Raw genomic sequence first — 24,853 nt, forward strand, 5'->3', positions numbered from 1 at the left:
TACGTCACCGCCGCAGACCCTGCCAGCGCAGTGACATCAAGTGCTTTTGGCAACTGGTAATTTTGCCAGTTGTCCACGCCAACGCTGGCGGCCAAGCTGTGCGAGGACTCATCAGCATCGGACGCTTCTTCGTGAGCCATACCCTCCAGCAACCCGCCCCCCTCTTGGGCAGCGCCTCGCCCAGTCAGGACTGGAACACGTCCATGGGCTGGAACATCTCGATACAAGGAGATGTGCAATGGTCGAGCTACCAGACTGCGCAGGGCAATATCGCGGTTCAGCTCACGCTATCCGGCGAATGCGATGTGAAAATCGATTTCAGCCAGCTGGTCAACGAGCTGTCACTCGGCACGCACATCTGTCGTTTTGGCAAAAATGTCGTGCATGCCTACTGGCTGACATTCTTCGATGGCGAATCGCATTTTGTTCCCGGCCCGACCCAGTTCGGCGGCCATCAGCATGAACAACACTCGCCCCTGTGCAGCCTGACCCTTTCCACCGGCCCGCAATCGATCGTGCAACTGCGTTCCCTGCAATGGTCGCTGCTGCGCCTGCATTGACTGGCCAAGCAACGGTTGTCCTGCCCAGCGGCATTGCTTAGGCTTACGCGGCCAACCCCGCCGTACCGCCAGGAGTAAAGCCCATGGGCCTCAACGATCAGTGGATGCAACGCGACCTCAAGGTCCTGTGGCACCCCTGCACCCAAATGAAAGACCACGAGCAACTGCCGCTGATCCCGATCAAGCGCGGCGAAGGGGTATGGCTCGAGGACTTCGAGGGCAAGCGCTACCTGGACGCGGTCAGCTCCTGGTGGGTCAATGTGTTCGGCCACGCCAACCCGCGCATCAACCAGCGCATCAAGGACCAGGTCGACCAGCTCGAACACGTGATCCTCGCCGGTTTCAGCCACCAGCCGGTGATCGAGCTCTCCGAGCGCCTGGTGGCGATGACCCCGACCGGCCTGGACCGGGTGTTCTACGCCGACAACGGCTCGTCGTGCATCGAAGTGGCGCTGAAGATGAGCTTCCACTACTGGCAGAACACCGGCAAACCGCAGAAGAAGCGCTTCGTCACCCTGACCAACAGCTACCACGGCGAGACCATCGCCGCGATGTCGGTGGGTGATGTGCCGTTGTTCACCGAGACCTACAAGGCGCTGCTGCTGGACACCATCAAGGTTCCTAGCCCCGATTGCTACCACCGCCCGCAAGGCATGGGCTGGGAGGAACACTCGCGGAACATGTTCGCGGCCATGGAGCAGACCCTGGCCGAACACCACGCCAGCATCGCGGCGGTAATCGTCGAGCCGCTGATCCAGGGTGCCGGCGGCATGCGCATGTACCATCCGGTGTACCTCAAGCTGCTGCGCGAAGCTTGCGACCGCTACGACGTGCACCTGATCCACGACGAGATCGCCGTGGGCTTCGGTCGCACCGGCACGATGTTCGCCTGTGAGCAGGCCGGCATCCGCCCGGACTTCCTGTGCCTGTCCAAGGCCCTGACCGGCGGTTACCTGCCGCTGGCGGCCTGCCTGACCACCGACAAGGTGTACCAGGCCTTCTACGACGACTACCCGACCCTGCGCGCCTTCCTCCATTCGCACAGCTACACCGGCAACCCGCTGGCCTGTGCCGCGGCGTTGGCGACCCTGGACATCTTCGCCCAGGACAACGTGATCGAGGCCAACCAGGCCCTGGCCACGCGCATGGCCAGCGCCACCGCGCACCTGGCCGAGCACGCCCATGTCGCCGAGATCCGCCAGACCGGCATGGCCCTGGCCATCGAGATGGTCCAGGACAAGGCCACCAAGGCCGCCTACCCGTGGCAGGAACGTCGCGGCCTGAAGGTGTTCGAGCATGCCCTGAGCCGCGGGGCCCTGCTGCGGCCATTGGGCAGCGTGGTGTACTTCCTGCCGCCCTACGTGATCACGCCCGAGCAGATCGACTTCCTGGCCGAGGTGGCCACGGAGGGTATCGACATCGCCACCCGCAGCAGCGTGAGCGTGGCCGTGCCGGCCGATTTCCACCCCGACTTCCGTGATCCGGGCTAGGCCCGCAAGCCCACCGCCTAACCCTGTGGGAGCGGGTTTACCCGCGAATGCGAGGTAAAACCCAGCGACGCATTCGCGGGTGAACCCGCTCCCACAGGCTCCACGTTCACTTTATTGCTTGAGCTCGACCATGAGACTTTCCCGCTTTTTCATCGACGCCCCCCTCGGCCTCGGCGAGCACGACCTCCCCGAAGCCCAGGCCCACTACATCGGCCGCGTGCTGCGCATGGCGCGCGGCGACGCCGTGCAGCTGTTCGACGGCAGCGGCCAGGAATACCTCGGCCAACTGCTGGAAGTGGGCAAGAAAACCGTCCGCGTCAGCCTCGACCAGGCCCTGGCCGGGCAGGCCGAATCGCCCCTGCATATTCATCTGGGCCAGGGCCTGTCCCGGGGCGAACGCATGGACTGGGCGATCCAGAAAGCCACCGAGCTGGGCGCCAATGTCATCACCCCGATCGTCAGCGAGCGCTGCGAAGTGCGCTTGAAGGACGAGCGCGCCGACAAGCGCCTGGCCCACTGGCGACAGGTGGCGATCAGTGCCTGCGAGCAATGCGGCCGTTCGACCCTACCGCTCATCCAGCCGCCGGTAACCCTGGCTGAATGGCTGAAAAGCACCGAGGCCGACCTCAAGCTGGTATTGCACCCGGTAGCAGAACCGCTGACCCGCCATGACAAACCGACCAGCCTGGCCTTCCTGATTGGCCCGGAAGGCGGCCTCAGCGACGCCGAAGTCGAGCAGGCCAAGGCCGCCGGCTACCACGCCGCGCGCCTCGGTCCACGCGTGCTGCGCACCGAAACCGCACCAGTGGTGGCGTTGTCGGTCGCGCAGCAGTTGTGGGGCGACTTCTAGCTGACGTAGAAAAACACCGCGACGAAGTGCATCAGGCTGCCGGCAATGACGAACAGGTGCCAGATGCCGTGCCAGTGGCGGAAGCGGCTGTCGAAGGCGAAGAAAACGATGCCGACGGTGTAGAACACACCGCCGGCCGCCAGCCAGGTAAAGCCGGCAGCCCCCAGGCTCTGTAGCAACGGCTTGACCGCCACCAGCACGATCCAACCCATCACCGCGTAGATGACAATCGACAAGATCCGCGCCTCGGAGCGTGGCTTGATCTCCTGCAGCATGCCGATCAGCGCCAGCCCCCAGACCACCCCGAACAGGCTCCAGCCCCAGGGCCCACGCAGACTGACCAGGCAGAACGGGGTATAGCTGCCGGCGATCAGCAGGTAGATCGACAGGTGGTCGAGCTTGCGCATGACCCGCTTCGCCCGGCCGCGGGTGCTGTGGTAAAGGGTCGAGATGCTGTAGAGCAACAGCAAGGTGGTGCCGTAGATGGAGAAACTGACGATCTTCCAGGGGTCGCCCTGCAACCCGGCCACGACGATCAGCCAGATGGCGCCGATACAGGCCAGGACAGCACCGACCAGGTGGGTCCAGGCATTGAAACGTTCACCGTAGTACATGCAGGCACAGACCTCGGCTGACGAACGGGGTTCCAATCGCTTCGCGGGTAACCCCACAGGGGTTGCACTGAACCTGTGGTAACGGGTTTACCCGCGAAGGGGCCAACAGACTCGCATCCTACTCAACGACAGATTGCAAATGTGCGTCACGCACCAACCGCTCCAGCCCCGCCAGGTCCGGTACCCGCGCCACCTGCTCGCCCACCTGCACCGCGGCCAGCTCCAACCCGGCCAGCGGCACATCCACGTAGTTGAGCTGGCTGTCGAGCTTGCATGAACGCGGAATCCCCTGCAGCAACACCGCCAGGTAACGCAGGCCAGTATCGCCCAGGGCGTTGAGCACGACGATCCGCGCCCGCTCGCCACAGGTGGTCTGCCCGCCACAGGCGGCCTCGAAACCGATCAGCGGCAGCCGTTGCTGCCGCCAGTCGACCCACCCCAGGTGCCAATCGGGCTCGCCCACCTCGCAGGCAATGGCGCGATGGCCGATCAACTCGGCCACCGCCACGTTGGGCAGCACCAGGGTGCGGTCGCCCAATGGCAGCAACAGGCCCGTCAGGCTGCTGCGCTGGCCGGCAATATGTTCAAGCATGGTGCTGACTCCAGTGGCTGATGCTGTGCAACAGCACCGACTCCTGGTACGGCTTGCCCAGGTATTCGTTGACGCCGATCGCCATGGCCCGGTCGCGGTGCTTCTGGCCGGTGCGCGAGGTGATCATGATGATCGGCAACTGTTTCAGGCGCTCGTCGCGACGGATACGCGTGGCCACCTCGAAACCGTCCATGCGTGGCATCTCGATATCCAGCAGCAGCACATCGGGACGGTGTTCCTCGAGCAAGGCCATGGCATCGACACCGTCCTTGGCGGTCAGCACGCTCATGCCGTGGCGCTCCAGCAGACGGCTGGTGACCTTGCGCACGGTGACCGAGTCGTCCACCACCATCACCAGCAAGGGCCGCCGTGGCGCTGGACCGATCAATGCGTGCGGGTTGTCCACCACACTGGGCAGGCGCGCCAGGCGACGCTGCTGGCCACGCAGCTGGCCCAGCAGGTCGAGAATCAGCACCACCCGGCCGTCGCCGAGCAGGGTCGCGCCCGACAACCCCGGCACTGCGGCGAACTGCGGCCCCAGGCTCTTGACCACGATCTCGCGGCTGGGCGAGAGGCTGTCGACCTGGATGGCGAAGGACTGCTCATGGGAATGGGTGAGCAACACCGGCAAGGGCACGCTCTGGCCCAGCAAGCGCGGCTGGCCGCCACCTTGCAATAGCTCGCCGAGGTAGCGCAGCGCGTAGTCGTGGCCGGCGTAGGTGTAACGCGGCGGGTCGTGACGGTAGCAGGCCTCGAGCTCGGCTGGCGGCACCCGGACGATGCCTTCGATGGTGTTCAGCGGGATGGCGTACTGCTCGTCGTCGACATGCACCATCAGCGCCCGGTTCACCGACACCGTGAACGGCAGGCGGATCAGGAAGCGCGCGCCCTTGCCGGGACTGGACTCGATACTCATCGAACCGCCCAGCTGCTTGACCTCTTCGTGGACCACATCCATGCCCAGGCCACGCCCGGAGATCTGGGTGATCTTCTCGGCGGTGGAGAACCCCGGGCGCAGGATGAACTGCAGGACCTCGTGGTCACTCAAGCGCGCCTGCGGGTCGAGCAAGCCGCGCTTGATCGCCTTGTCGCGCACCGCCGCCAGCGGCACCCCGGCACCGTCGTCGCTCATTTCAATGACGATGTCGGCGCCTTCATGCAGCAGGTTCAGGAGGATGGTGCCCTGCTCCGGCTTGCCGGCGGCCAGGCGCGCCTCGCGCGACTCCAGGCCATGGTCGACGGCATTGCGCAGCATGTGTTCCAAGGGTGCGACCATGCGTTCGAGAACGCTTCGGTCCAGCTCGCCCTCGGCGTTGCCGACCACCAGCTCGACCTGCTTGCCCAGCTCGCTGGCCACCTGCCGCACCACCCGCTGCAAACGCGGCACCAGGCGCTCGAACGGCACCATCAGGGTGGCGGTCAGGCCTTCCTGCAACTGGCTGTTGACCCGTGCCTGCTGCTGCAGAAGGCTGTGCGCCTCCTGGGCGCGCTGGAGCAGGGTTTCCTTGAGGTCGAGCAGGTCCGAGGTGGACTCGAACAAGGCCCGCGACAATTGCTGCAGCTGCGAATGGCGGTCCATCTCCAGCGGGTCGAAGTCGTCGTAGGCGTCCCCCTCGAACTGCTGGCGGCTGGAGATTCGCCCCTGGGTCTCGATATCCAGGCGCAACAGCTGGTCGCGCATGCGCTCCAGCGTGGTTTCCATTTCGCTCAAGGCGAACTGGGCGTCATTGACCTGCTGCTCGATGCGGCCGCGAATCACTGAGTGCTCGCCAGCCAGGTTGCCCAGGTCGTCGAGCAGCTCGGCGTCGACCTTGACCATGTCGGCGGCCCGCTCCGGCGCGGCAGCCGGCGCCTCGAGGGGGGCGGCCTCAGCCTGGGCCTGGGCGGCGGCGCTGTCGGTCAAGGCAGCGCTGGAGAAGTTGCGGATGTAATCGATCAGCGCCGTGGCCGCGTGCAAGGGCTGGCCCAGGCGGGCGGCATCGAGCATGTGCGCCAGGCGGTCGTGGCAGTTCTGCAACAGGCTGAACAACGCCGGGGTCGGTGGCAGGCGCCCGGCGGCCAGCAGTTCGTAGAGGAATTCCAACTCATGGGCCAGGTCGCCGATGGCGGCGATCTCGACCATGCGCGCGCCGCCCTTGAGGGTGTGCAGGTCGCGCAGCAGGTTTTCCACCTCCACCGTGCTGCGCGGGTCGGCCTGCCAGCGCGCCAACGACTCGGCGGCACTCTCGACGATATCCGAGCTTTCCTCGAGGAAGACCTCGAGCAGTTCTTTGTCGCCCTCGGCGCTCTGCTCATCATCCATCGCCTCCGGCTGGCCCGGCGGCGGCGCATGATGGCGGAACTCACGCAGCTCACCGAGCAGCGCCACCGCCGACAGCGGAGCATGGCCTTCGCCCAGGCTGTGCAACATATCGGCCAGCGCGGCATGGCTGCGTCGCAGCAACTCGAACAACGCCGGGCTCGTGCCCAGGCGGCGGTCGACCAGGCCCTCGTAGAGCAACGCCAGCTCCTGGGCGAGCACTTCGATGGCGCCGATCGCGGCCATCTGCGCGCCGCCCTTGAGGGTCTGCATATCGTGCTGCAAGGTCGACAGCGCCGAGAGGCTGTCCGGGTCGTGCTGCCAATGCTGCAGCGCCTGGTTGGCACCGTCGAGGATATCGCCGGCCTCTTCGAGGAACAGGTCGACCACCGCCGGGTCGCTCAGCTCGCCCAGTGGCGCCAGCGGCGTCACCCCTTGCGCGCCGACCACGCCCATCGCCAAGGGGTCGAGGGCATCGTCAAGCAGCCCGTGCAAGGCCGCCAGGCATTCCGGGCGGGCGCTGAGGTCCTGCCCGGCCGCCACCTCGTCGAACAGGTCGAGCAAGGCCTCATGGGCCTGCCGGGCGACCTCGAACATCCGTGGCGTCACCGCCAGGCTGCCCTCTTCCACCGCGCCATACAGGTCGAGCAAGCCTTCGCAGATTTCATCCACCTGCCACAACTCGGCCTGGTGCGCGCCGTGGCCGAGGGTGGTCATTTCGTCGAGCAGCATTTCCAGTTCATGGCGCTGCGCCGGCTGGGCCTGCCAGTTGGTCAAGCGGGTCTCGGCATCGAGCAGGATGTCCATGCCCAGGGTCAGGAAGCTGGCGATCATCTGCGGGTCGCGCCGCTGCCGGCGCTGCGGATGCCCCTCGGCCTGATGCTGCGCCAAGCGCGCATCGACCACCTGGCCGACCTGCTCGATCAGCGCCGCGGCACCCGGAATCGGCGCCAGCGGCGTACTGCCCAGCTGCGCCAGGCCAAGGTGGAACAACGCGCGGGCGGCCTCCAGTAGTTCGCTCTCGGCTACCTGCAAGGGTAACTGATGGCCCTTGTACTCGCGCACCAGCCGGTCGAGGGCGGTGGCCAGCTCCGCCACCGGCATCACTCCGGCCATCGCGGCGCTGCCCTTGAGCGTGTGCAACGCACGCTGCAGCTCATCGCTGACCGGCGTGCCGCGAGCATCGACGCTGTGCAGGAAGACATCGAGCCCGGCCAGGTGGCCCTGGGCCTCGTTGCGAAAGATCGCCAGCAACTGCGGATCGAGGCCGTCGATGCTGACGCTGGGTGGCGCATCATTGAGCGCCAACGCATGCAGGTGGCTGGCCAGTTGCTCGATATCGGTGGTCGGCGGCATTTGCCCGGCGGCGAAGTCGGCCAGCAGGTCGGGCAAGCGCACGAACACCTGCTGCAAGGCCACCAGCCCTTCGGGGCTGAGCACAATGCGCCCTTCCAGCACCCGGTTGAGCAGGTGCTCGGCGCCCCAGGCCAGCTCCGCCACGGCCTCGGCATGCACCATGCGGCCAGAGCCTTTGAGCGTGTGCAAGGCCCGGCGCACTTCGACCAGGGCCTCGCGCAGGCCGTTGTCGGCGCGCCAGCGCAACCAGTGCCGCTCGATTTCCGGCAGCAACTCGCCCGCCTCCTCGAGGAACACCGTGCGCAGTTCGTCATCGATGCCATCCATTGCCTGGCCGGCAGCTGCCGCGCCCACTCGCTGGCACTGCACGCCCAGCGCGGCGAGGCTGGCATGGGCCATGTCGAGAAAGCCCTGGGCATCGGCCAGCGGATCGGCCACGCGCCATTGCAGCCAGGCCTCGCCGGCGCTCAGCGCGTCGGCCAGGTGCGCCAACTCGTCCGGCAGTGGTTCGTCTTCCAGATGCACCAGCCATCCCTGCACATAGCCGGCACAGGCACCGAATACCTCGGCGGCCACCGGCAGCATCAGCATTGCCAAGGCCCCGCGCACCTGTTGCAACAAGCCGGGCAAGGCTTGCAGGCGCTGGCGCGACCAGTCCGACTCGAGGCAGTCGCCGATCAGGTCCTTGGCCTGCTGCAGGACATTGAGCGATTCGTTGAGCACCAACTGGCGGATCTCGGCCAGGTCGGAGCCCGGCAGGCTACCCGGCGTGGTCTCCTCCAGCGGGCCGACCATGCCATTGAGGGTGGCTTCCACGTACAACAACGCCCCGGCGACATCCATCAGCAGCGCCTCGTCCACCGCGCCATCCTGCTCGACCAGGGCCTGCAGGGCCAGCACCTGGTCGATGATCACCCGCCGCGGCTGCTGGAAGCCCAGCACCGCCAGGGTGTCGGCGACATGCCGCAATGGCGCGAGCAAGGCCTCCAACGGCTCCTGGGGCGGGCGCTCGCCGCCGACGAAGGGGTCGAGGCGATCCTTGATGCGCATCAGGTCGTCACACAGTGCCATCACCACCGAACGCAACGCGTCGCGCCCCGGGCCGGCCTGCATGTGCTCGCGCCAATTGCCCAGCGACAGGTCGAGGTCGGCCAGGTCCGCCGGCCCAGCGATACGCTGGCCAAGCTCGCCCAGCAGGCTGGCTTGGGCCAGCGGTTCGGCGCCACGGCAGCCGCGCAACTGGTTGAGCAGCGGCATGACCACCAGCGGCAGGTCGTGACGCGCGCCACGCAGGCGGTCGAGATACGACGGCAACTGTTCAAGGCCGCGGAATAGCGCCCCCAGGCAGTCGCCGCGCGGGCTCACCTGGCCATCGGCGATGGCTCGCCCCAGCAACTCGAGCTCTTCGGCCAGGCGCATGGCCCCCGGCAGTTCGAGCATGCGCAGGCAGCCGTGCACCTGATGCAGGTTATCGACGAAAAACGCCAGCAACGACAGCTCGCCCGGCTCGCCGGTGAAGCGTTCCAGGGCCTGACGGGCCTGGCCCAGGCAATCGAGGATGGACGCCCGGGTCCAGGCCAGGGCGACGGTGTCATGCCGTTCGTGGTGCAGCGGGGTCGCCGTCATGCCTGCCCCCTCACGAGCGCTCTACCGCTTTGGGCAGGGTGAAGCCCGATACCGAGCGGCGCATCTCGCTGGCCATGCGGGCCAGGTGGCGGATGCTGTCGGCGGTGGCACCGGAGCCAGCGGAGGTCTGCGCGGTGATCTGCTGGATCACCGCCATGGTGTGGGAAATCTGCCCGGCGGAAGAGGTCTGCAACTGGGCGGCGTCGGAGATACTGTGGATCAGTTCGGCCATGGTCTGCGACACGCCCTCGATCTCGGCCAGGGCCACCCCGGCGTCCTGGGCCAGGCGCGCGCCGCGCACCACCTCGGCGGTGGTCTGTTCCATGGAGATCACCGCCTCGTTGGTGTCGGCCTGAATGGTACGCACCAACGCCTCGATCTGCCGGGTCGCCGAGGACGAACGCTCGGCCAGGCGCTGCACCTCGTCGGCGACCACGGCGAAGCCTCGCCCGGCCTCGCCGGCCAGCGAAGCCTGGATCGCTGCGTTGAGGGCGAGGATGTTGGTCTGGTCGGCAATGTCGTCGATCAAGCTGACGATGTCGCCAATTTCCTGGGACGACTCGCCCAGGCGCTTGATCCGCTTGGCGGTGTCCTGGATCTGCTCGCGGATGTTGTCCATGCCATGGATGGTGTTGTGCACCACCTCGTTGCCCTTGTTGGCAATGGCCACCGAACGTTCGGCGACCTTGGCCGACTCGTAGGCATGGGCCGACACCCGGTCGATCGACTCGACCATGTCACCCACCGCCTCGGAGGCCTCGCTGATCTGCTCGGCCTGGTGCTCCGACGCCTTGGCTAGCTGGCGCGCGGTGTTTTGTGTGTCCTGCACCGCGGCGGCGACCTGCTCGGCGCTGTGGTTGATGGTGGCGACCAGATCGCGCAACTGGTCGACCGAATAGTTGATCGAGTCGGCAATGGCGCCGGTGAAGTCCTCGGTGACCGATACCGTGACGGTCAGGTCGCCGTCGGCCAGCTCTTCGATTTCATCGAGCAGGCGCATGATCGCCTGCTGGTTGCGCTCGTTCTTTTCCGCAGTATCGCGCAGCTGGCGGCTGGTCGCGCGGACCATCACCAGGCCGATGAGGATGATCGAGGCCAGCGCCAGCAAGCCGAGCACGTAGCCGCCGACGGTGTCCAGGGTGCGCCCGCCGGCCAGGTTCTCGAAGCCGTTGGCCAGGTGCGAGGCCTCGTCGAGCAAGGTCTGCGACAGGCTGAAGATATTGCTGGCAGCCTCGCGCACACGGAACAGCTCCGGCGAAGTCTCGAGAATTTCGTCCACCGAGCCGGCAACGAACTGGAACAGTTCGGCGATCTCGGCCAGCCGCGCCCGGGCGTCGGCGTCCTCGACCCGGGTAACCTGTAGCGCCGGGTTGCCGGCGAGCATGCCCTCGAGTACCTGGCCAAAGCGGCTGGCGTCGCGACCAAAGGCATCGGCGGCCTGCACCGAGGTGTCGTCGCCGGCCAGCACGGTGTTGACCGAGCCCAGGATGCGTTCGGCCAGCAGCAACTGGCGCTGGGCCACCGCCACCTGGCTGGCCGGAGCGCCACTTTGCAGCAGGATCTCGACGACCTTCTCGTATTCCACCTGCAACTGCGGCACGGTCTCGGCCAGGGTTGCCGCCACCTGGTGCAACGACAGCACGGTCTGCTCGCTGGCCAGGATGGTGTCGGTGTTCTTGCGCAGGTTCTCCCAGTCCTGGCGCACCGCGTCCATCTCGTCGCGCACCGCCGCCGGCGCGGCGGGCAGCCCGGTGGTCTTGTCACCTTCGCGCAAGTAGCTCCAGCGCCGCTCGAAATCGTTGCGCGCATCGCTCAGCAAGCGAAACGCCAGGGCCTTGCCCGCCGCCGCCTCGGTGGCGTTCTTGGCGATGCGCTGCGACAGCACGCGCAGTTCGCCGGCATGGCCGATGTACTGCTTGTCGTGGTTGGCCTGAGTATTGAGGTAGGCGAAATTGGCGAACAACAGGACGATCGACAGGATCAGCACCACGAACAGCACGGTGATCTGCGCGGTGCTGCGCGGTCGCTGGGCCACGGCGGCCGGCGAGACGCCTGTGCTGGCAACGGAAGGTGCTGGCTTGTTCACGGCGAAATTCCTCTACAACGCCACATCGAGAAACCCCGGTACCTGGGCCAGCGCAAAGGGGCTGAAGATCGCCCAGTTGCGCTCACGGGGAAAATGGCCCTGGACATAGGGCGCGGCGGCGCGGATCAACGGTTGCGGTGGCGACAGCTCGAGGCTGCTCAAGGCGAAGTGCTGCAGGCCGACCACCTCGTCCACCAGCAGCCCGGCGAACAGCTCTTCATGATCCAGCACCAGTACCCGCCGTTGCTTGCCTGCGGTGGCCGGGCCCAAGCCGAAGAACGCGCACAGGTCCATCACCGGCAACAGCCGCCCGCGCAGGTTGGCCACCCCGCGCACCCACGGCTGCACGCCCGGCACCCGACTGCTGCGGGGCTCGCGCAGCACCTCGGCGACCTCGCCCATAGGCGCGACGAACCACTGGCCGGCCACCCGAAAGCCGATACCGCTCCACTGTTGCAGGCGGGTGTCCTGGGGCGGCTGGTCGGCCACCAGCAGGCGGCAGCGCCGGTCGATGTCCAGCAGCAGCTCGAAGGCGGTCAGCGACGCACCCTGGGGGCGGGTGGTCAAGCGCCGAGCACTTCTTTCAACTTTGCGATCAGCGCATCTTCCTCCACCGGTTTGGTGAGGAAATCGCGGGCGCCCTGGCGCTGGGCCCAGATCCGGTCGGTTTCCTGGTCCTTGGTGGTCACCACGATCACCGGGATGGCGCTGGTTTCCAGGTCCTTGCTCAATTGCCGGGTGGCCTGGAAGCCGTTCATGCCGGGCATGACGATATCCATCAGCACGGCATCGGGCTTCTCCTGACGGGCCAGGGCCACGCCGTCGGCGCCGTTGTCGGCCTTGAGCACCTGGTGGCCGTGCTTTTCCAGCCACTCGGTCAAGCGGTACATCTCTGTCGGCGAATCGTCGACAATCAGAACTCGGGCCATGCTGTTTCCCCATCAGGAAATAAAGACGCCGCCCGGCGAGGGCGGCGTCAGGGTGCGTGTGAATCCTGCACGGCGAAGCCGGGCACGCAGGCGCGGATCGCATCGAGCAGTTCTTCCTTGCTGAATGGCTTGGTCAGGAACTGGTCGGAACCGACCACCCGGCCGCGGGCCTTGTCGAACAGGCCGTCGCGGGAGGACAGTAGGATCACCGGGGTGTCCCTGAACTCGCTGTTGTGCTTGATCACCGCGCAGGTCTGGTAGCCATCCAGGCGCGGCATCAGCACATCGACGAAGATCACCCGGGGCTTGTGGTCGATGATCTTGGCCAGGGCGTCGAAGCCGTCGCTGGCGGTGATCACTTCGCAGCCTGCCTCGCCGAGCAACATCTGGGCGGTGCGGCGGATCGTGCGGGAGTCGTCGATCACCATCACCTTCAGGGGTTGTTCCATAAAGTTCGCCATCGTTTGCGGCTCTGGTCTGAGCGGCAAGCTACAAGCTGCAAGCTTCAAGAAAAAGCAGATCGGTGTGCAGCCCGGCTTTACTTGCCGCTTGTGGCTTGACGCTTGAAGCTGGATCGAGCCTTTTTAACACAGTCCCGAGGGCCATTCCATCCGCCGCGCCCCTTGACCGGCAGCCTTCACGGCGCCACCCTGAGCCACTTTTCTTTCATGTCATCGCGGCCGTCGCCGCCAAGAGGAACCACCCCATGAGCATTCGCCTCGGGATTGTCATGGACCCCATCGCGTCCATCTCCTACAAAAAGGACAGCTCCCTGGCCATGCTGCTGGCCGCCCAGGACCGTGGCTGGAGCCTGTTCTACATGGAACAGCGCGACCTGTACCAGGGCGAAGGCAAGGCCCGCGCGCGGATGCGCCCACTGAAGGTGTTCGCCGACCCGGCCCGCTGGTTCGAGCTGGGCGAGGAGCAGGACAGCCTGCTGAACGAGCTGGACGTGATCCTCATGCGCAAGGATCCGCCCTTCGACATGGAGTTCGTCTACAGCACCTACCTGCTGGAGCAGGCCGAGGCCGAAGGCGTGCTGGTGGTCAACCGTCCGCAGAGCCTGCGCGACTGCAACGAGAAGCTGTTCGCCACCTTGTTCCCGCAGTGCACGCCACCGACCCTGGTCAGCCGTCGCCCGGACATCATCCGCGAATTCGCCGCCAAGCACGGCGATGTGATCCTCAAGCCGCTGGACGGCATGGGCGGCACTTCGATCTTCCGTCACCGCGTCGGCGACCCCAACCTGTCGGTGATTCTCGAGACCCTGACCGCCCTTGGCGCCCAGCAGATCATGGCCCAGGCCTACCTGCCGGCGATCAAGGACGGCGACAAGCGCATCCTGATGATCGACGGCGAGCCGGTGGACTATTGCCTGGCGCGCATCCCGGCCAGCGGCGAGACCCGCGGCAACCTGGCCGCTGGCGGCCGTGGCGAAGCCCGCCCACTGAGCGAGCGTGACCGCTGGATCGCCGCCCAGGTCGGCCCGACCCTGCGCGAAAAGGGCCTGCTGTTCGTCGGCCTGGACGTGATCGGCGATTTCCTCACCGAGATCAATGTCACCAGCCCGACCTGCATCCGCGAGATCGACGCGGCCTACAACACCAATATCGGCGGCCAGCTGATGGATGCCATTGATCGCAAGCTGCAGGCGCGCTGACCGAGGACACGTAGCAATGCCGCACAGTGGGGTATGATGCGCAGCCGCAAGTTTCAAGCTGCAAGCCTCAAGTAAAAGCAGGCCTGCACTGAGCCGCCTCTGCTTGAAGCTTGCAGCTTGTGACTCGAAGCTGACTTTGGATACCCGATGACGCTCCCCGCCGACATCCCCGCCGCTCTGCTACCACCCCGCGTCCGCCCGGTGGATCGGCTCGGCTTTACCCTGTTCCTGGCCGTGCTGGTGCACCTTGCCTTGATCCTCGGCGTGGGCTTCAGCGTGGTCAAGCCGGCTGAAATCCGCCACACCATGGACATCACCCTGGCCACCTTCAAGAGCGAGAAGGCACCCGAAAAAGCCGACTTCCAGGCCCAGGACAACCAGCAGGGCAGCGGCACCCTGGACAAAAAGGCGGTGCCCAAGACCACCGAGGTCGCGCCGTTCCAAGACAGCAAGATCAACAAGATCACCCCGCCGCCAGCCGCGAAACCGGCAACCCCGCCCGCGCCAGCGAAGTCCGTGGTCGCCACCCAGGCGCCCAAGACCCAGAAGGTCGAGCCTAGGCCGAAGGAAAGCAAGCCGCAGCCCAAGCCTGAGGCCAAGGTGCCCGAGTTCGACAGCTCCCAGCTGTCCAGCCAGATCGCCAGCCTCGAGGCCGAGCTGTCCCACGAACAGCAGCTGTACGCCAAGCGCCCGCGCATCCACCGCCTCAATGCCGCCTCGACCATGCGCGACAAGGGCGCCTGGTACAAGGAAGAGTGGCGCAAGAAGGTCGAGCGCATCGGCAACCTCAACTACCCCGAGGAAGCCCGGCGCCAGCAGATGTACGGCAGCCTGCGCATGATGGTGTCGATCAACCGCGATGGCTCGCTGTACGAAGTGCTGGTGCTGGAGTCCTCCGGCCAGCCGGTGCTGGACCAGGCCGCCCAGCGCATCGTGCGCCTGGCGGCGCCGTTCGCGCCGTTCACCGGCGACCTGGCCGAGTTCGACCGGCTGGAGATCATCCGCACCTGGCGATTTGCCCGGGGTGACAAGCTGTCGAGCAATTGAGTCACAGCCTGCAAAAGCGCTGTGGGAGCGGGTTTACCCGCGAATAGGGCCGAGCAGCCAACGTCAATTGCATGATCTGGCGCATTCGCGGGTAACCCGCTCCCACAGGGACAGCAACAGCCCTCCAGGCACCTTGTCAGCCTCGCCACCTGGCGCCACACTAGCGGACATGAAAACCCTCGCCCCCAGCTACCTCAAGCACCAGTTCCTGATCGCCATGCCGCATATGGCCGATCCGAACTTTGCCCAGACCCTCACCTACATCGTCGAGCACAATGCCCAAGGCGCCATGGGCCTGGTGGTCAATCGCCCGCAGGAGCTGAACCTGGGCGACATCCTCGAGCAATTGCGCCCGGACGAGCAGCCCCCGGCCAGCACCCTGCACGTGCCGATCTACCAGGGCGGCCCGGTGCAGACCGACCGTGGCTTCGTGCTGCACAGCGATGAGTGCAGTTTCCAGGCCACCGTGGCCCTGGAAGGTTTGTCGCTGACCACCTCGCAGGATGTGCTGCTGGCCATCGCCGCCGGCGTGGGGCCGAAACAGAGCCTGATCACCCTCGGCTATGCCGGCTGGGAAGCCGGCCAGCTGGAGGCGGAACTGGCCGACAACGCCTGGCTCAACTGCCCGTTCGACCCCGAGATCCTATTCGGCATGGACAGCGAGCAGCGCCTCGGCGCCGCCGCCAAGAGCCTGGGCATCAACCTGAGCCTGCTCACCAGCCAGGCGGGGCACGCCTGATGGCCGAGCTGCGCCTGTTGCTGGGCTTCGACTACGGTACCCGACAGATCGGCGTCGCCGTCGGCCAGGTCATTACCGGCCAGGCTCGCGAGTTATGCACGCTCAAGGCCCAGAACGGCGTACCGGACTGGAACCAGGTCGAGAAACTGATCAAGGAATGGAAGCCCGACGCCATCGTCGTCGGCCTGCCGCTGAACATGGACGGCACGCCCAGCGAGATGAGCGAGCGCGCCGAAAAGTTCGCCCGTCGCCTGCACGGCCGCTACAACCTGCCGGTGCACACCCACGACGAACGCCTGACCACCTTCGAGGCCAAGGGCGAGCAAATGGCCCGAGGCGGCCGCCACGGCAGCTACCGTGACAATCCGGTCGACGCCATCGCCGCGGCCTTGCTGCTGCAAGGCTGGCTGGAGGCCAACACTTAAATCCGCTTTGCCGCCGGAGCCACCCGGCCCCCCGCCCAAGGAGCACGCAATGAGCCTACCCAATCCCGCCGAGCTGATCCGGCAGATGGCCGTCGACCTTCGCGCCCACCTGGCCCGCCGTGCCATCACCGAACCGCGCTACATCGGCATCCGCACCGGCGGCGTGTGGGTGGCCCAGGCGCTGCAAGCCGAGCTGGGCGACAGCAGCCCGCTGGGCACGCTCGATGTATCGTTCTACCGCGACGACTTCAGCCAGAACGGCCTGCACCCGCAGGTGCGCCCGTCGGAGCTGCCGTTCGAGATCGAAGGCCAGCACCTGGTGCTGATCGATGACGTGCTGATGAGCGGTCGTACCATCCGCGCCGCCCTCAACGAACTGTTCGACTATGGCCGTCCGGCCAGCGTGACACTGGTGTGCCTGCTCGACCTGGATGCCGGCGAACTGCCGATCCGCCCCAACGTGCTTGGCGCCACCCTGTCCCTGGCCGCCCATGAACGGGTAAAATTGACCGGACCCACGCCGCTCGCCCTCGAGCGCCAGGACCTCGCTTCCGCATCCGCCCTTTAAGAGTCCCCCGCGATGACGCCATTCGACGCCAAGCGCCCGCTGCAGCTCAATGACCAGGGCCAGCTGCGCCATTTCCTCTCGCTCGACGGTTTGCCCCGCGAACTGCTCACCGAGATCCTCGACACCGCCGACTCGTTCCTCGAAGTCGGCGCCCGGGCCGTGAAAAAGGTCCCGTTACTGCGCGGCAAAACCGTGTGCAACGTGTTCTTCGAGAACTCCACCCGTACCCGCACCACCTTCGAACTGGCCGCCCAGCGCCTGTCGGCCGACGTGATCAGCCTGAACGTGTCGACCTCCTCGACCAGCAAGGGCGAAACCCTGTTCGACACCCTGCGCAACCTCGAGGCCATGGCCGCCGACATGTTCGTCGTGCGCCACTCCGACTCCGGCGCCGCGCACTTCATCGCCGAGCACGTATGCCCGGACGTCGCCGTGATCAACGGTGGTGACGGCCGCCACGCGCACCCGACCCAGGGCATGCTCGACATGCTGACCATCCGTCGGCACAAAGGCAGCTTCGAAAACCTCTCGGTGGCCATCGTCGGCGACATCCTCCACTCGCGGGTGGCCCGCTCGGACATGCTCGCGCTCAAGGCCCTGGGTTGCCCGGATATCCGCGTGATCGGCCCGAAAACCCTGATCCCGATCGGCATCGAGCAATACGGCGTGAAGGTCTACACCGACCTGGCCGAAGGCCTGAAGGACGTCGATGTGGTGATCATGCTGCGCCTGCAGCGCGAGCGCATGGCCGGTGGCCTGCTGCCCAGCGAGGGCGAGTTCTACCGTCTGTTCGGCCTGACCACAGCGCGCCTGGCCGGGGCCAAGCCTGACGCCATCGTCATGCACCCGGGGCCAATCAACCGCGGCGTCGAGATCGAGTCGGCGGTAGCCGACGGCAAGCACTCGGTGATCCTCAACCAGGTCACCTACGGCATCGCCGTGCGCATGGCGGTGCTGTCCATGGCCATGAGCGGGCAGAACGCGCAACGTCAATTCGAGCAGGAGAACGCCCAGTGACCATCAGCATCATCGGCGCCCGGGTCATCGATCCTGCCAGCGGCCTGGACCGCGTCACCGACCTGCACCTCGATGGCGGGCGCATCGTCACCATCGGCACCGCGCCTGCCGGCTTCAGCGCCAGCCGCACTATCCAGGCCGACGGCCTGGTGGCCGCCCCGGGCCTGGTCGACCTTGGCGTGTCGCTGCGCGAGCCGGGCTACAGCCGCAAGGGCAACATCGCCAGCGAGACCCGCGCGGCGGTCGCCGGAGGCGTCACCAGCCTGTGCTGCCCACCGCAGACCAAACCGGTGCTGGACACCTCGGCGGTAGCCGAGCTGATCCTCGATCGCGCCCGCGAAGCGGCCAACAGCAAGGTCTACCCGATCGGCGCCCTGACCAAGGGCCTGGAAGGCGAGCAACTGGCCGAGCTGGTCGCCCTGCGCGACACCGGCTGCGTGGCGTTCGGCAATGGCCTGAAAGAGATCCCCAACAACCGCACCCTGGCCCGCGCCCTGGAATACGCGGCCACCTTCGACCTGACCGTGGTGTTCCACTCCCAGGATCGCGACCTGGCCCAAGGCGGCCTGGCCCATGAAGGCCCGATGGCCAGCTTCCTCGGCCTGCCCGGCATCCCCGAGACCGCCGAGACCGTGGCCCTGGCGCGCAACCTACTGCTGGTCGAGCAGACCGGCGTGCGCGCTCACTTCAGCCAGATCACCAGCGCCCGCGGCGCCCGGCTGATCGCCCAGGCCCAGCAGCTGGGGCTGCCGGTCACCGCCGACGTGGCGCTGTACCAGCTGATCCTCACCGACGAAGCCCTGCGCGACTTCTCCAGCCTGTACCACGTGCAACCGCCACTGCGCACGCCTGCCGACCGCGACGGCCTGCGCGAGGCGGTGAAGTCGGGGGTGATCCAAGCCATCTCCAGCCACCACCAGCCCCACGAGCGCGATGCCAAGCTGGCGCCGTTCGGTGCCACCGAGCCGGGTATCAGCGGCGTCGAGCTGTTGCTGCCACTGGCCATGACCCTGGTGGAGGACGGCCTGCTCGACCTGCCGACGCTGCTGGCACGCCTGAGCAGCGGCCCGGCGGCGGCCATGCGCCTGCCGGCCGGTGAGCTGAAGGTGGGCGGTGCGGCGGACCTGGTGCTGTTCGATCCCAAGGCCTCGACCGTGGCCGGCGAGCAGTGGTTCTCGCGCGGCGAGAACTGCCCGTTCATCGGCCACTGCCTGCCGAGCGCGGTGCGTTATACCTTGGTCGATGGGCACGTTTGCCACGAGGCCTGATCCAGCACCTGTCTCGCTCTTGTAGGAGCGGCCTTGTGTCGCGAAAGGGTCGCGCAGCGGCCCCAGGATCTCGACTACATACAGAAATGCCGGGGCCGCTCTGCGGCCCTTTCCGACCGGTCCGACGCCTCGGCAAGGCCGCTCCTACAAAGATCGCACTGGCGCCGATCAGCAGAGACCACTCATCCCCTAAGGTTGAAATCCTTCCCCCCTCCCCCCATATGAGTCTGCATCAGGCATTTTCGCCCCGCTGCGTGGAGACTCTCCCTTGACTACCATCGTTTCTGTCCGCCGTAACGGCAAAGTCGTCATGGGCGGCGACGGCCAGGTTTCCCTCGGCAACACCGTGATGAAAGGCAACGCCAAGAAAGTCCGGCGCCTGTACAACGGCCAGGTCATCGCCGGCTTCGCCGGTGCCACCGCCGACGCCTTCACCTTGTTCGAGCGCTTCGAAGCCCAGCTGCAGAAACACTCCGGCCACCTGGTGCGCGCCGCCGTCGAGCTGGCCAAGGAATGGCGTACCGATCGCTCCCTGAGCCGCCTGGAAGCGATGCTGGCGGTGGCCAACAAGGACGCCTCGCTGATCATCACCGGCAACGGCGACGTGGTCGAACCCGAGGACGGCCTGATCGCCATGGGCTCCGGCGGCGCCTACGCCCAGGCCGCGGCCCGCGCCCTGCTGAACAAGACCGACCTCTCGGCCCGTGAAATCGCCGAGACCGCCCTGAACATCGCCGGCGACATCTGCGTGTTCACCAACCACAACCTGACCATCGAGGAGCAGGACCTGGCCGAGTGAATCAGTTGTTCTGGCGTCCCGCACACTGCGGGACTTTTCCACACTGATCACCCTGCTCGAGGACCATTTTCATCATGTCCATGACCCCCCGCGAGATCGTCCACGAACTCAACCGCCACATCATCGGCCAGGACGACGCCAAGCGCGCCGTGGCCATTGCCCTGCGCAACCGCTGGCGGCGCATGCAGCTCCCCGCCGAGCTGCGTGCCGAAGTCACCCCCAAGAACATCCTGATGATCGGCCCTACCGGCGTCGGCAAGACCGAAATCGCCCGGCGCCTGGCCAAGCTGGCCAACGCACCGTTCATCAAGGTCGAGGCGACCAAGTTCACCGAGGTCGGCTATGTCGGCCGTGATGTCGAGTCGATCATCCGAGACCTGGCCGATGCCGCGCTGAAGATGCTCCGCGAGCAGGAAATCGTCCGCGTGCGCCACCGCGCCGAAGACGCCGCCGAAGACCGCATCCTCGACGCCCTGCTGCCGCAGGCGCGCGTCAGCAGCTTCAGCGAGGAAGCCCAGCAGGGCAGCGGCGACTCCAACACCCGCCAGCTGTTCCGCAAGCGCCTGCGCGAAGGCCAGCTGGACGACAAGGAAATCGAGATCGAAGTCGCCGAGAACATGGGCGTCGAAATTGCCGCGCCACCTGGCATGGAAGAAATGACCAACCAGCTGCAGAGCCTGTTCGCCAACATGGGCAAGGGCAAGCGCAAGGCGCGCAAGCTGAAGGTCAAGGACGCCCTGAAGATGGTCCGTGACGAAGAGGCCGGCCGCCTGGTCAACGAGGAAGAACTCAAGGCCAAGGCCCTGGAAGCGGTCGAACAGCACGGCATCGTGTTCATCGACGAGATCGACAAGGTGGCCAAGCGCGGCAACGTCGGCGGCGCCGATGTGTCCCGTGAAGGTGTGCAGCGTGACCTGCTGCCGCTGATCGAAGGCTGCACCGTCAACACCAAGCTGGGCATGGTCAAGACCGACCATATCCTGTTCATCGCCTCGGGCGCATTCCACCTGAGCAAGCCGAGCGACCTGGTGCCGGAGCTGCAGGGTCGCCTGCCGATCCGCGTCGAGCTCAAGGCCCTGACCCCGGAAGACTTCGAGCGCATCCTCAAGGAGCCGCACGCCTCGCTGACCGAACAGTACCGCGAGCTGCTCAAGACCGAGGGCCTGCACATCGAGTTCGCCGACGAAGGCCTCAAGCGCCTGGCCGAGATCGCCTTCCAGGTCAACGAGAAGACCGAGAACATCGGTGCCCGTCGCCTGCACACCTTGCTCGAGCGCCTGCTCGAAGAGGTATCGTTCAGCGCCGGCGACCTGGCCAGCGCCCACGACGAAACGCCGATCAACATCGACGCGGCGTACGTCAACAGCCACCTGGGTGAGCTGGCGCAGAACGAAGACCTGTCGCGCTATATCCTGTAAGCGGCAAGGTTTGAGCTGCAAGCGACAAGCTGGCCTGCGTCGCTTGCAGCACTGCGACTCCAAGAAATATTCACGATGGCTTGAATATCACTTCTTGTAGCTTGAAGCTTGTAGCTTGACGCTCAGGAGAGATAACCCATGGCCCGCCTGCCCACCGCCATCAACCTGCACAAAGCCTCCAAGACCCTCACCCTCACCTACGCCCCCGGCGAGGTCTATCACCTGCCCGCCGAGTTCCTGCGCGTGCACTCCCCTTCCGCCGAGGTCCAGGGCCACGGCAATCCCATCCTGCAATTTGGCAAGATCAACGTCGGGCTCAGCGGCCTGGAGCCGGCCGGTCAATACGCACTGAAATTGACCTTCGACGACGGCCATGACTCAGGATTGTTCACCTGGGAATACCTCGAGCAACTGTGCCTGCGCCAGGAGCAGCTGTGGGCCGAGTACCTGGACGACCTGCACAAGGCCGGCAAATCCCGCGACCCGTCCGAATCGGTAGTGAAACTGATGCTCTAGCGCAAGGCCCCCAGGCTTTAGAGCGCATTTTCTAATCTCATCTGCTTGAATGCCTGAATGGCAGCCAATGACTGGCTGTCTTGCGCATTACATGAAAGTCGGGTAACCAATGGGGCTGGCAAGTTCCCTGCATCGCTTTTCAGGCAAGCAGGGCCAGGCCGGTATGTAGAGGTCGCGAGCGAAAGCAGGTTGTCTTCACACGCAGAAACCCCCGCAGCTCATCACCGCCACGCATCCGGTCGCAGCACCGCTGTTCCTTATCACTGGTCACCCGAGTAGCAGTACCGGGCTGTCACAGCACGCCGGTACTCGTCTCAGGACAACGGAGCGTCGTAGATGAGTAACAAGAACAACGATGAGTTGCAGCGGCAGGCCTCGGAAAACACCCTGGGGCTCAATCCGGTCATCGGCATTCGCCGCAAGGATCTGCTGACCTCGGCGCGCACGGTGCTGCGCCAGGCCATGCGCCAGCCGTTGCACAGCGCCCGTCACGTGGCGCATTTCGGCCTGGAACTGAAAAACGTGCTGCTGGGCAAGTCGACCCTGCAGCCAGAGGGCGACGACCGCCGGTTCAACGACCCGGCCTGGAGCCAGAACCCGCTGTACCGTCGCTACCTGCAGACCTACCTGGCCTGGCGCAAGGAGCTCAACGACTGGATCGGCAGCAGCGACCTTTCGCCACAGGACATCAGCCGCGGCCAGTTCGTCATCAACTTGCTGACCGAGGCCATGGCGCCCACCAACACCCTGTCCAACCCGGCGGCGATCAAGCGCTTCTTCGAAACCGGTGGCAAGAGCCTGCTCGACGGCCTGTCGCACCTGGCCAAGGACATGGTCAACAACGGCGGCATGCCCAGCCAGGTCAACATGGAGGCCTTCGAGGTCGGCAAGAACCTGGGCACCAGCGAAGGCTCGGTGGTGTACCGCAATGATGTGCTGGAGCTGATACAGTACCGGCCGATCACCGAACAGGTGCACAGCCGTCCTCTGCTGGTGGTGCCGCCGCAGATCAACAAGTTCTATGTATTCGACCTGAGCCCGGAAAAGAGCCTGGCACGCTTCTGCCTGCGCTCACAGCAGCAGACCTTCATCATCAGCTGGCGCAACCCGACCAAGGCCCAGCGCGAATGGGGCCTGTCCACCTACATCGACGCCCTCAAGGAAGCGGTCGACGCGGTACTGGCGATCACCGGCAGCAAGGACCTGAACATGCTCGGCGCCTGCTCCGGCGGCATCACCTGCACCGCGCTGGTCGGCCACTACGCCGCCCTGGGCGAGAAAAAGGTCAACGCCCTCACCCTGCTGGTCAGCGTGCTCGATACCACGGTCGATACCCAGGTCGCCCTGTTCGTCGACGAACAGACCCTCGAGGCCGCCAAGCGCCACTCCTACCAGGCCGGCGTACTCGAGGGCAGCGACATGGCCAAGGTGTTCGCCTGGATGCGCCCCAACGACCTGATCTGGAATTATTGGGTCAACAACTACCTGCTCGGCAACGAGCCACCGGTGTTCGACATCCTGTTCTGGAACAACGATACCACCCGCTTGCCGGCCGCCTTCCATGGCGACCTGATCGAGATGTTCAAGAACAACCCGCTGACCCGCTCCGATGCCCTGGAAGTCTGCGGCACCGCCATCGACCTGAAGAAAGTCGAGTGCGACATCTACAGCGTCGCTGGCACCGCCGACCACATCACCCCCTGGCAGTCGTGCTACCGCTCGGCGCACCTGTTCGGCGGCAAGATCGAGTTCGTGCTGTCCAACAGCGGGCATATCCAGAGCATCCTCAACCCTCCGGGCAACCCCAAGGCACGCTTCATGACCGGCGAGGACCGTCCGGACGATCCGTTGGCCTGGCAGGAGAACGCGGTCAAGCATGCCGACTCCTGGTGGCTGCACTGGCAGACCTGGCTGGGCGAACGCGCCGGCGAACTGAAGAAAGCCCCTACACGGCTGGGTAATCGTGCCTATGGCGCAGGCGAGGCCGCGCCGGGAACCTACGTCCACGAACGTTGAGCTGAACCGCCACGCGGCGCCTGTCGGGGCCGCGTGGTGCTACTTTCACCCTAGAGTCACGCGCATGCCGGAACCGTACATTTTCAGGACCGTCGAGCTGGACCAGCAGTCCATCCGCACCGCGGTCCGCCCGGGCAAGCCACACTTGACGCCGCTGCTGATTTTCAACGGCATCGGCGCCAACCTTGAGCTGGTGTTCCCCTTCATCGAGGCGCTGGACCCGGACCTGGAGGTCATCGCCTTCGACGTGCCCGGGGTCGGCGGCTCGTCCACGCCGCGCCATCCCTACCGCTTTCCCGGCCTGGCCAAACTGACCGCGCGCATGCTCGACTACCTGGACTACGGCCAGGTCAATGTCATCGGCGTATCCTGGGGCGGCGCGCTGGCGCAGCAGTTCGCCCACGACTACCCCGAGCGCTGCAAGAAACTGGTGCTGGCCGCCACCGCCGCCGGCGCGGTGATGGTGCCGGGCAAGCCCAAGGTGCTGTGGATGATGGCCAGCCCTCGGCGCTACATCCAGCCTTCCCACGTGATCCGCATCGCCCCACTGATCTACGGCGGTGGCTTTCGCCGCGACCCGGACCTGGCCATGCACCACGCCTCCAAGGTGCGCTCCGGCGGCAAGCTGGGCTACTACTGGCAATTGTTCGCCGGCCTTGGCTGGACCAGCATCCATTGGCTGCACAAGATCCACCAGCCGACCCTGGTGCTGGCCGGCGACGACGACCCGCTGATCCCGCTGATCAACATGCGCCTGCTGGCCTGGCGAATTCCCAATGCCCAGCTACACATAATCGACGACGGCCACCTGTTCCTGATCACCCGGGCCGAAGCCGTCGCCCCGATCATCATGAAATTCCTCCAGCAGGAGCGCCAGCGCGCGGTCATGCACCCACGGCCCGCAGCGGGCACCTGACGCCATGCGCAAGGCAGGCTCGGCCCACGGGGGCACGGGCTTGCCCAGTGCTTGGCCCGATT

General features: G+C 65.9%; 22 protein-coding genes. 15 read left to right on the forward strand and 7 right to left on the reverse strand.

All coding sequences use genetic code 11. From position 1 onward, the window contains the following. Positions 1-131 precede the first annotated feature (131 nt). The 3 genes from HU772_RS22765 to HU772_RS22775 all read left to right on the forward strand — a co-directional run bounded on the left by HU772_RS22765 (position 132) and on the right by HU772_RS22775 (position 2,900). Positions 132-560, forward strand: a complete 429-nt coding sequence (locus tag HU772_RS22765) for a hypothetical protein (protein ID WP_186656361.1) — start codon at positions 132-134, stop codon at positions 558-560. An 83-nt stretch (positions 561-643) separates the two neighbouring features. Continuing rightward, complete coding sequence (locus HU772_RS22770) at positions 644-2,050, forward strand: adenosylmethionine--8-amino-7-oxononanoate transaminase (RefSeq protein WP_186656363.1); 1,407 nt, start codon at positions 644-646, stop codon at positions 2,048-2,050. 130 nt (positions 2,051-2,180) lie between these two features. Further along, on the forward strand, positions 2,181-2,900 hold the full coding sequence (locus tag HU772_RS22775; protein ID WP_186656365.1) for a 16S rRNA (uracil(1498)-N(3))-methyltransferase: 720 nt from the start codon (positions 2,181-2,183) through the stop codon (positions 2,898-2,900). Here the strand turns inward: HU772_RS22775 and trhA are convergent. From trhA to pilG, 7 genes are all read right to left on the reverse strand, one after another. Beyond that, on the reverse strand, positions 2,897-3,514 hold the full coding sequence (gene trhA / locus HU772_RS22780; RefSeq protein WP_186656367.1) for a PAQR family membrane homeostasis protein TrhA: 618 nt from the start codon (positions 3,512-3,514) through the stop codon (positions 2,897-2,899). The genes HU772_RS22775 and trhA overlap by 4 nt on opposite strands. Before the next feature lie 118 nt (positions 3,515-3,632). Beyond that, positions 3,633-4,106 (reverse strand): chemotaxis protein CheW, encoded by a 474-nt coding sequence (locus tag HU772_RS22785; RefSeq protein ID WP_186656369.1) that lies wholly within the window; start codon positions 4,104-4,106, stop codon positions 3,633-3,635. Further along, positions 4,099-9,387 carry a hybrid sensor histidine kinase/response regulator gene (locus HU772_RS22790; protein ID WP_186656381.1) on the reverse strand — a complete coding sequence of 1,763 codons (5,289 nt, stop codon included), beginning with the start codon at positions 9,385-9,387 and terminating at the stop codon, positions 4,099-4,101. The genes HU772_RS22785 and HU772_RS22790 overlap by 8 nt, the downstream gene beginning before the upstream one ends. Positions 9,388-9,397: 10 nt before the next feature. After that, positions 9,398-11,422 (reverse strand): methyl-accepting chemotaxis protein, encoded by a 2,025-nt coding sequence (locus HU772_RS22795; protein ID WP_186656725.1) that lies wholly within the window; start codon positions 11,420-11,422, stop codon positions 9,398-9,400. Between the two features lie 63 nt (positions 11,423-11,485). Then, positions 11,486-12,040 (reverse strand): chemotaxis protein CheW, encoded by a 555-nt coding sequence (locus tag HU772_RS22800; RefSeq protein ID WP_186656384.1) that lies wholly within the window; start codon positions 12,038-12,040, stop codon positions 11,486-11,488. Beyond that, positions 12,037-12,402: a twitching motility response regulator PilH gene (pilH, locus tag HU772_RS22805; RefSeq protein ID WP_186656392.1), complete on the reverse strand. Its 366-nt coding sequence runs from the start codon at positions 12,400-12,402 to the stop codon at positions 12,037-12,039. The genes HU772_RS22800 and pilH overlap by 4 nt, the downstream gene beginning before the upstream one ends. 47 nt (positions 12,403-12,449) lie before the next feature. Next, positions 12,450-12,851 (reverse strand): twitching motility response regulator PilG, encoded by a 402-nt coding sequence (gene pilG, locus HU772_RS22810; protein ID WP_186656406.1) that lies wholly within the window; start codon positions 12,849-12,851, stop codon positions 12,450-12,452. Positions 12,852-13,108: 257 nt separating this feature from the next. On the opposite strand from pilG, the gene gshB reads away from it, so the two are divergent. From gshB to phaZ, 12 genes are all read left to right on the forward strand, one after another. Then, positions 13,109-14,062: a glutathione synthase gene (gene gshB, locus HU772_RS22815; RefSeq protein WP_186656409.1), complete on the forward strand. Its 954-nt coding sequence runs from the start codon at positions 13,109-13,111 to the stop codon at positions 14,060-14,062. 147 nt (positions 14,063-14,209) lie between these two features. Further along, a complete protein-coding gene (locus HU772_RS22820) occupies positions 14,210-15,109 on the forward strand; it encodes an energy transducer TonB (RefSeq protein WP_186656411.1) in 900 nt (299 codons plus the stop codon). A gap of 169 nt (positions 15,110-15,278) precedes the next feature. After that, positions 15,279-15,848 carry a YqgE/AlgH family protein gene (locus tag HU772_RS22825; RefSeq protein ID WP_186656413.1) on the forward strand — a complete coding sequence of 190 codons (570 nt, stop codon included), beginning with the start codon at positions 15,279-15,281 and terminating at the stop codon, positions 15,846-15,848. Then, positions 15,848-16,273 (forward strand): Holliday junction resolvase RuvX, encoded by a 426-nt coding sequence (gene ruvX, locus HU772_RS22830; protein WP_028688357.1) that lies wholly within the window; start codon positions 15,848-15,850, stop codon positions 16,271-16,273. Before HU772_RS22825 ends, ruvX begins: the two co-directional genes overlap by 1 nt. Before the next feature lie 49 nt (positions 16,274-16,322). Then, positions 16,323-16,841, forward strand: a complete 519-nt coding sequence (gene pyrR / locus HU772_RS22835; RefSeq protein WP_186656415.1) for a bifunctional pyr operon transcriptional regulator/uracil phosphoribosyltransferase PyrR — start codon at positions 16,323-16,325, stop codon at positions 16,839-16,841. 12 nt (positions 16,842-16,853) lie between these two features. Next, positions 16,854-17,858 carry an aspartate carbamoyltransferase catalytic subunit gene (locus HU772_RS22840; protein WP_038706925.1) on the forward strand — a complete coding sequence of 335 codons (1,005 nt, stop codon included), beginning with the start codon at positions 16,854-16,856 and terminating at the stop codon, positions 17,856-17,858. Next, on the forward strand, positions 17,855-19,126 hold the full coding sequence (locus HU772_RS22845) for a dihydroorotase (RefSeq protein WP_186656417.1): 1,272 nt from the start codon (positions 17,855-17,857) through the stop codon (positions 19,124-19,126). Before HU772_RS22840 ends, HU772_RS22845 begins: the two co-directional genes overlap by 4 nt. A 268-nt stretch (positions 19,127-19,394) precedes the next feature. Then, entirely contained in the window at positions 19,395-19,925 is a 531-nt protein-coding gene (gene hslV, locus HU772_RS22850; protein ID WP_134690445.1) for an ATP-dependent protease subunit HslV, read from the forward strand. Positions 19,926-19,999: 74 nt separating this feature from the next. Next, entirely contained in the window at positions 20,000-21,343 is a 1,344-nt protein-coding gene (gene hslU / locus HU772_RS22855) for an ATP-dependent protease ATPase subunit HslU (RefSeq protein WP_186656419.1), read from the forward strand. A gap of 138 nt (positions 21,344-21,481) precedes the next feature. After that, positions 21,482-21,859 (forward strand): gamma-butyrobetaine hydroxylase family protein, encoded by a 378-nt coding sequence (locus HU772_RS22860; protein WP_186656421.1) that lies wholly within the window; start codon positions 21,482-21,484, stop codon positions 21,857-21,859. Between the two features lie 336 nt (positions 21,860-22,195). Further along, on the forward strand, positions 22,196-23,875 hold the full coding sequence (gene phaC / locus HU772_RS22865) for a class II poly(R)-hydroxyalkanoic acid synthase (protein WP_186656423.1): 1,680 nt from the start codon (positions 22,196-22,198) through the stop codon (positions 23,873-23,875). Positions 23,876-23,939: 64 nt separating this feature from the next. Beyond that, positions 23,940-24,791, forward strand: coding sequence for a poly(3-hydroxyalkanoate) depolymerase (gene phaZ, locus HU772_RS22870; protein ID WP_186656426.1), 852 nt, complete (start codon positions 23,940-23,942; stop codon positions 24,789-24,791). Positions 24,792-24,853 lie beyond the last annotated feature (62 nt).

It is taken from the genome of Pseudomonas xantholysinigenes (genome assembly GCF_014268885.2).
In the GTDB taxonomy this organism is placed as follows: Bacteria; Pseudomonadota; Gammaproteobacteria; order Pseudomonadales; family Pseudomonadaceae; genus Aquipseudomonas; species Aquipseudomonas xantholysinigenes.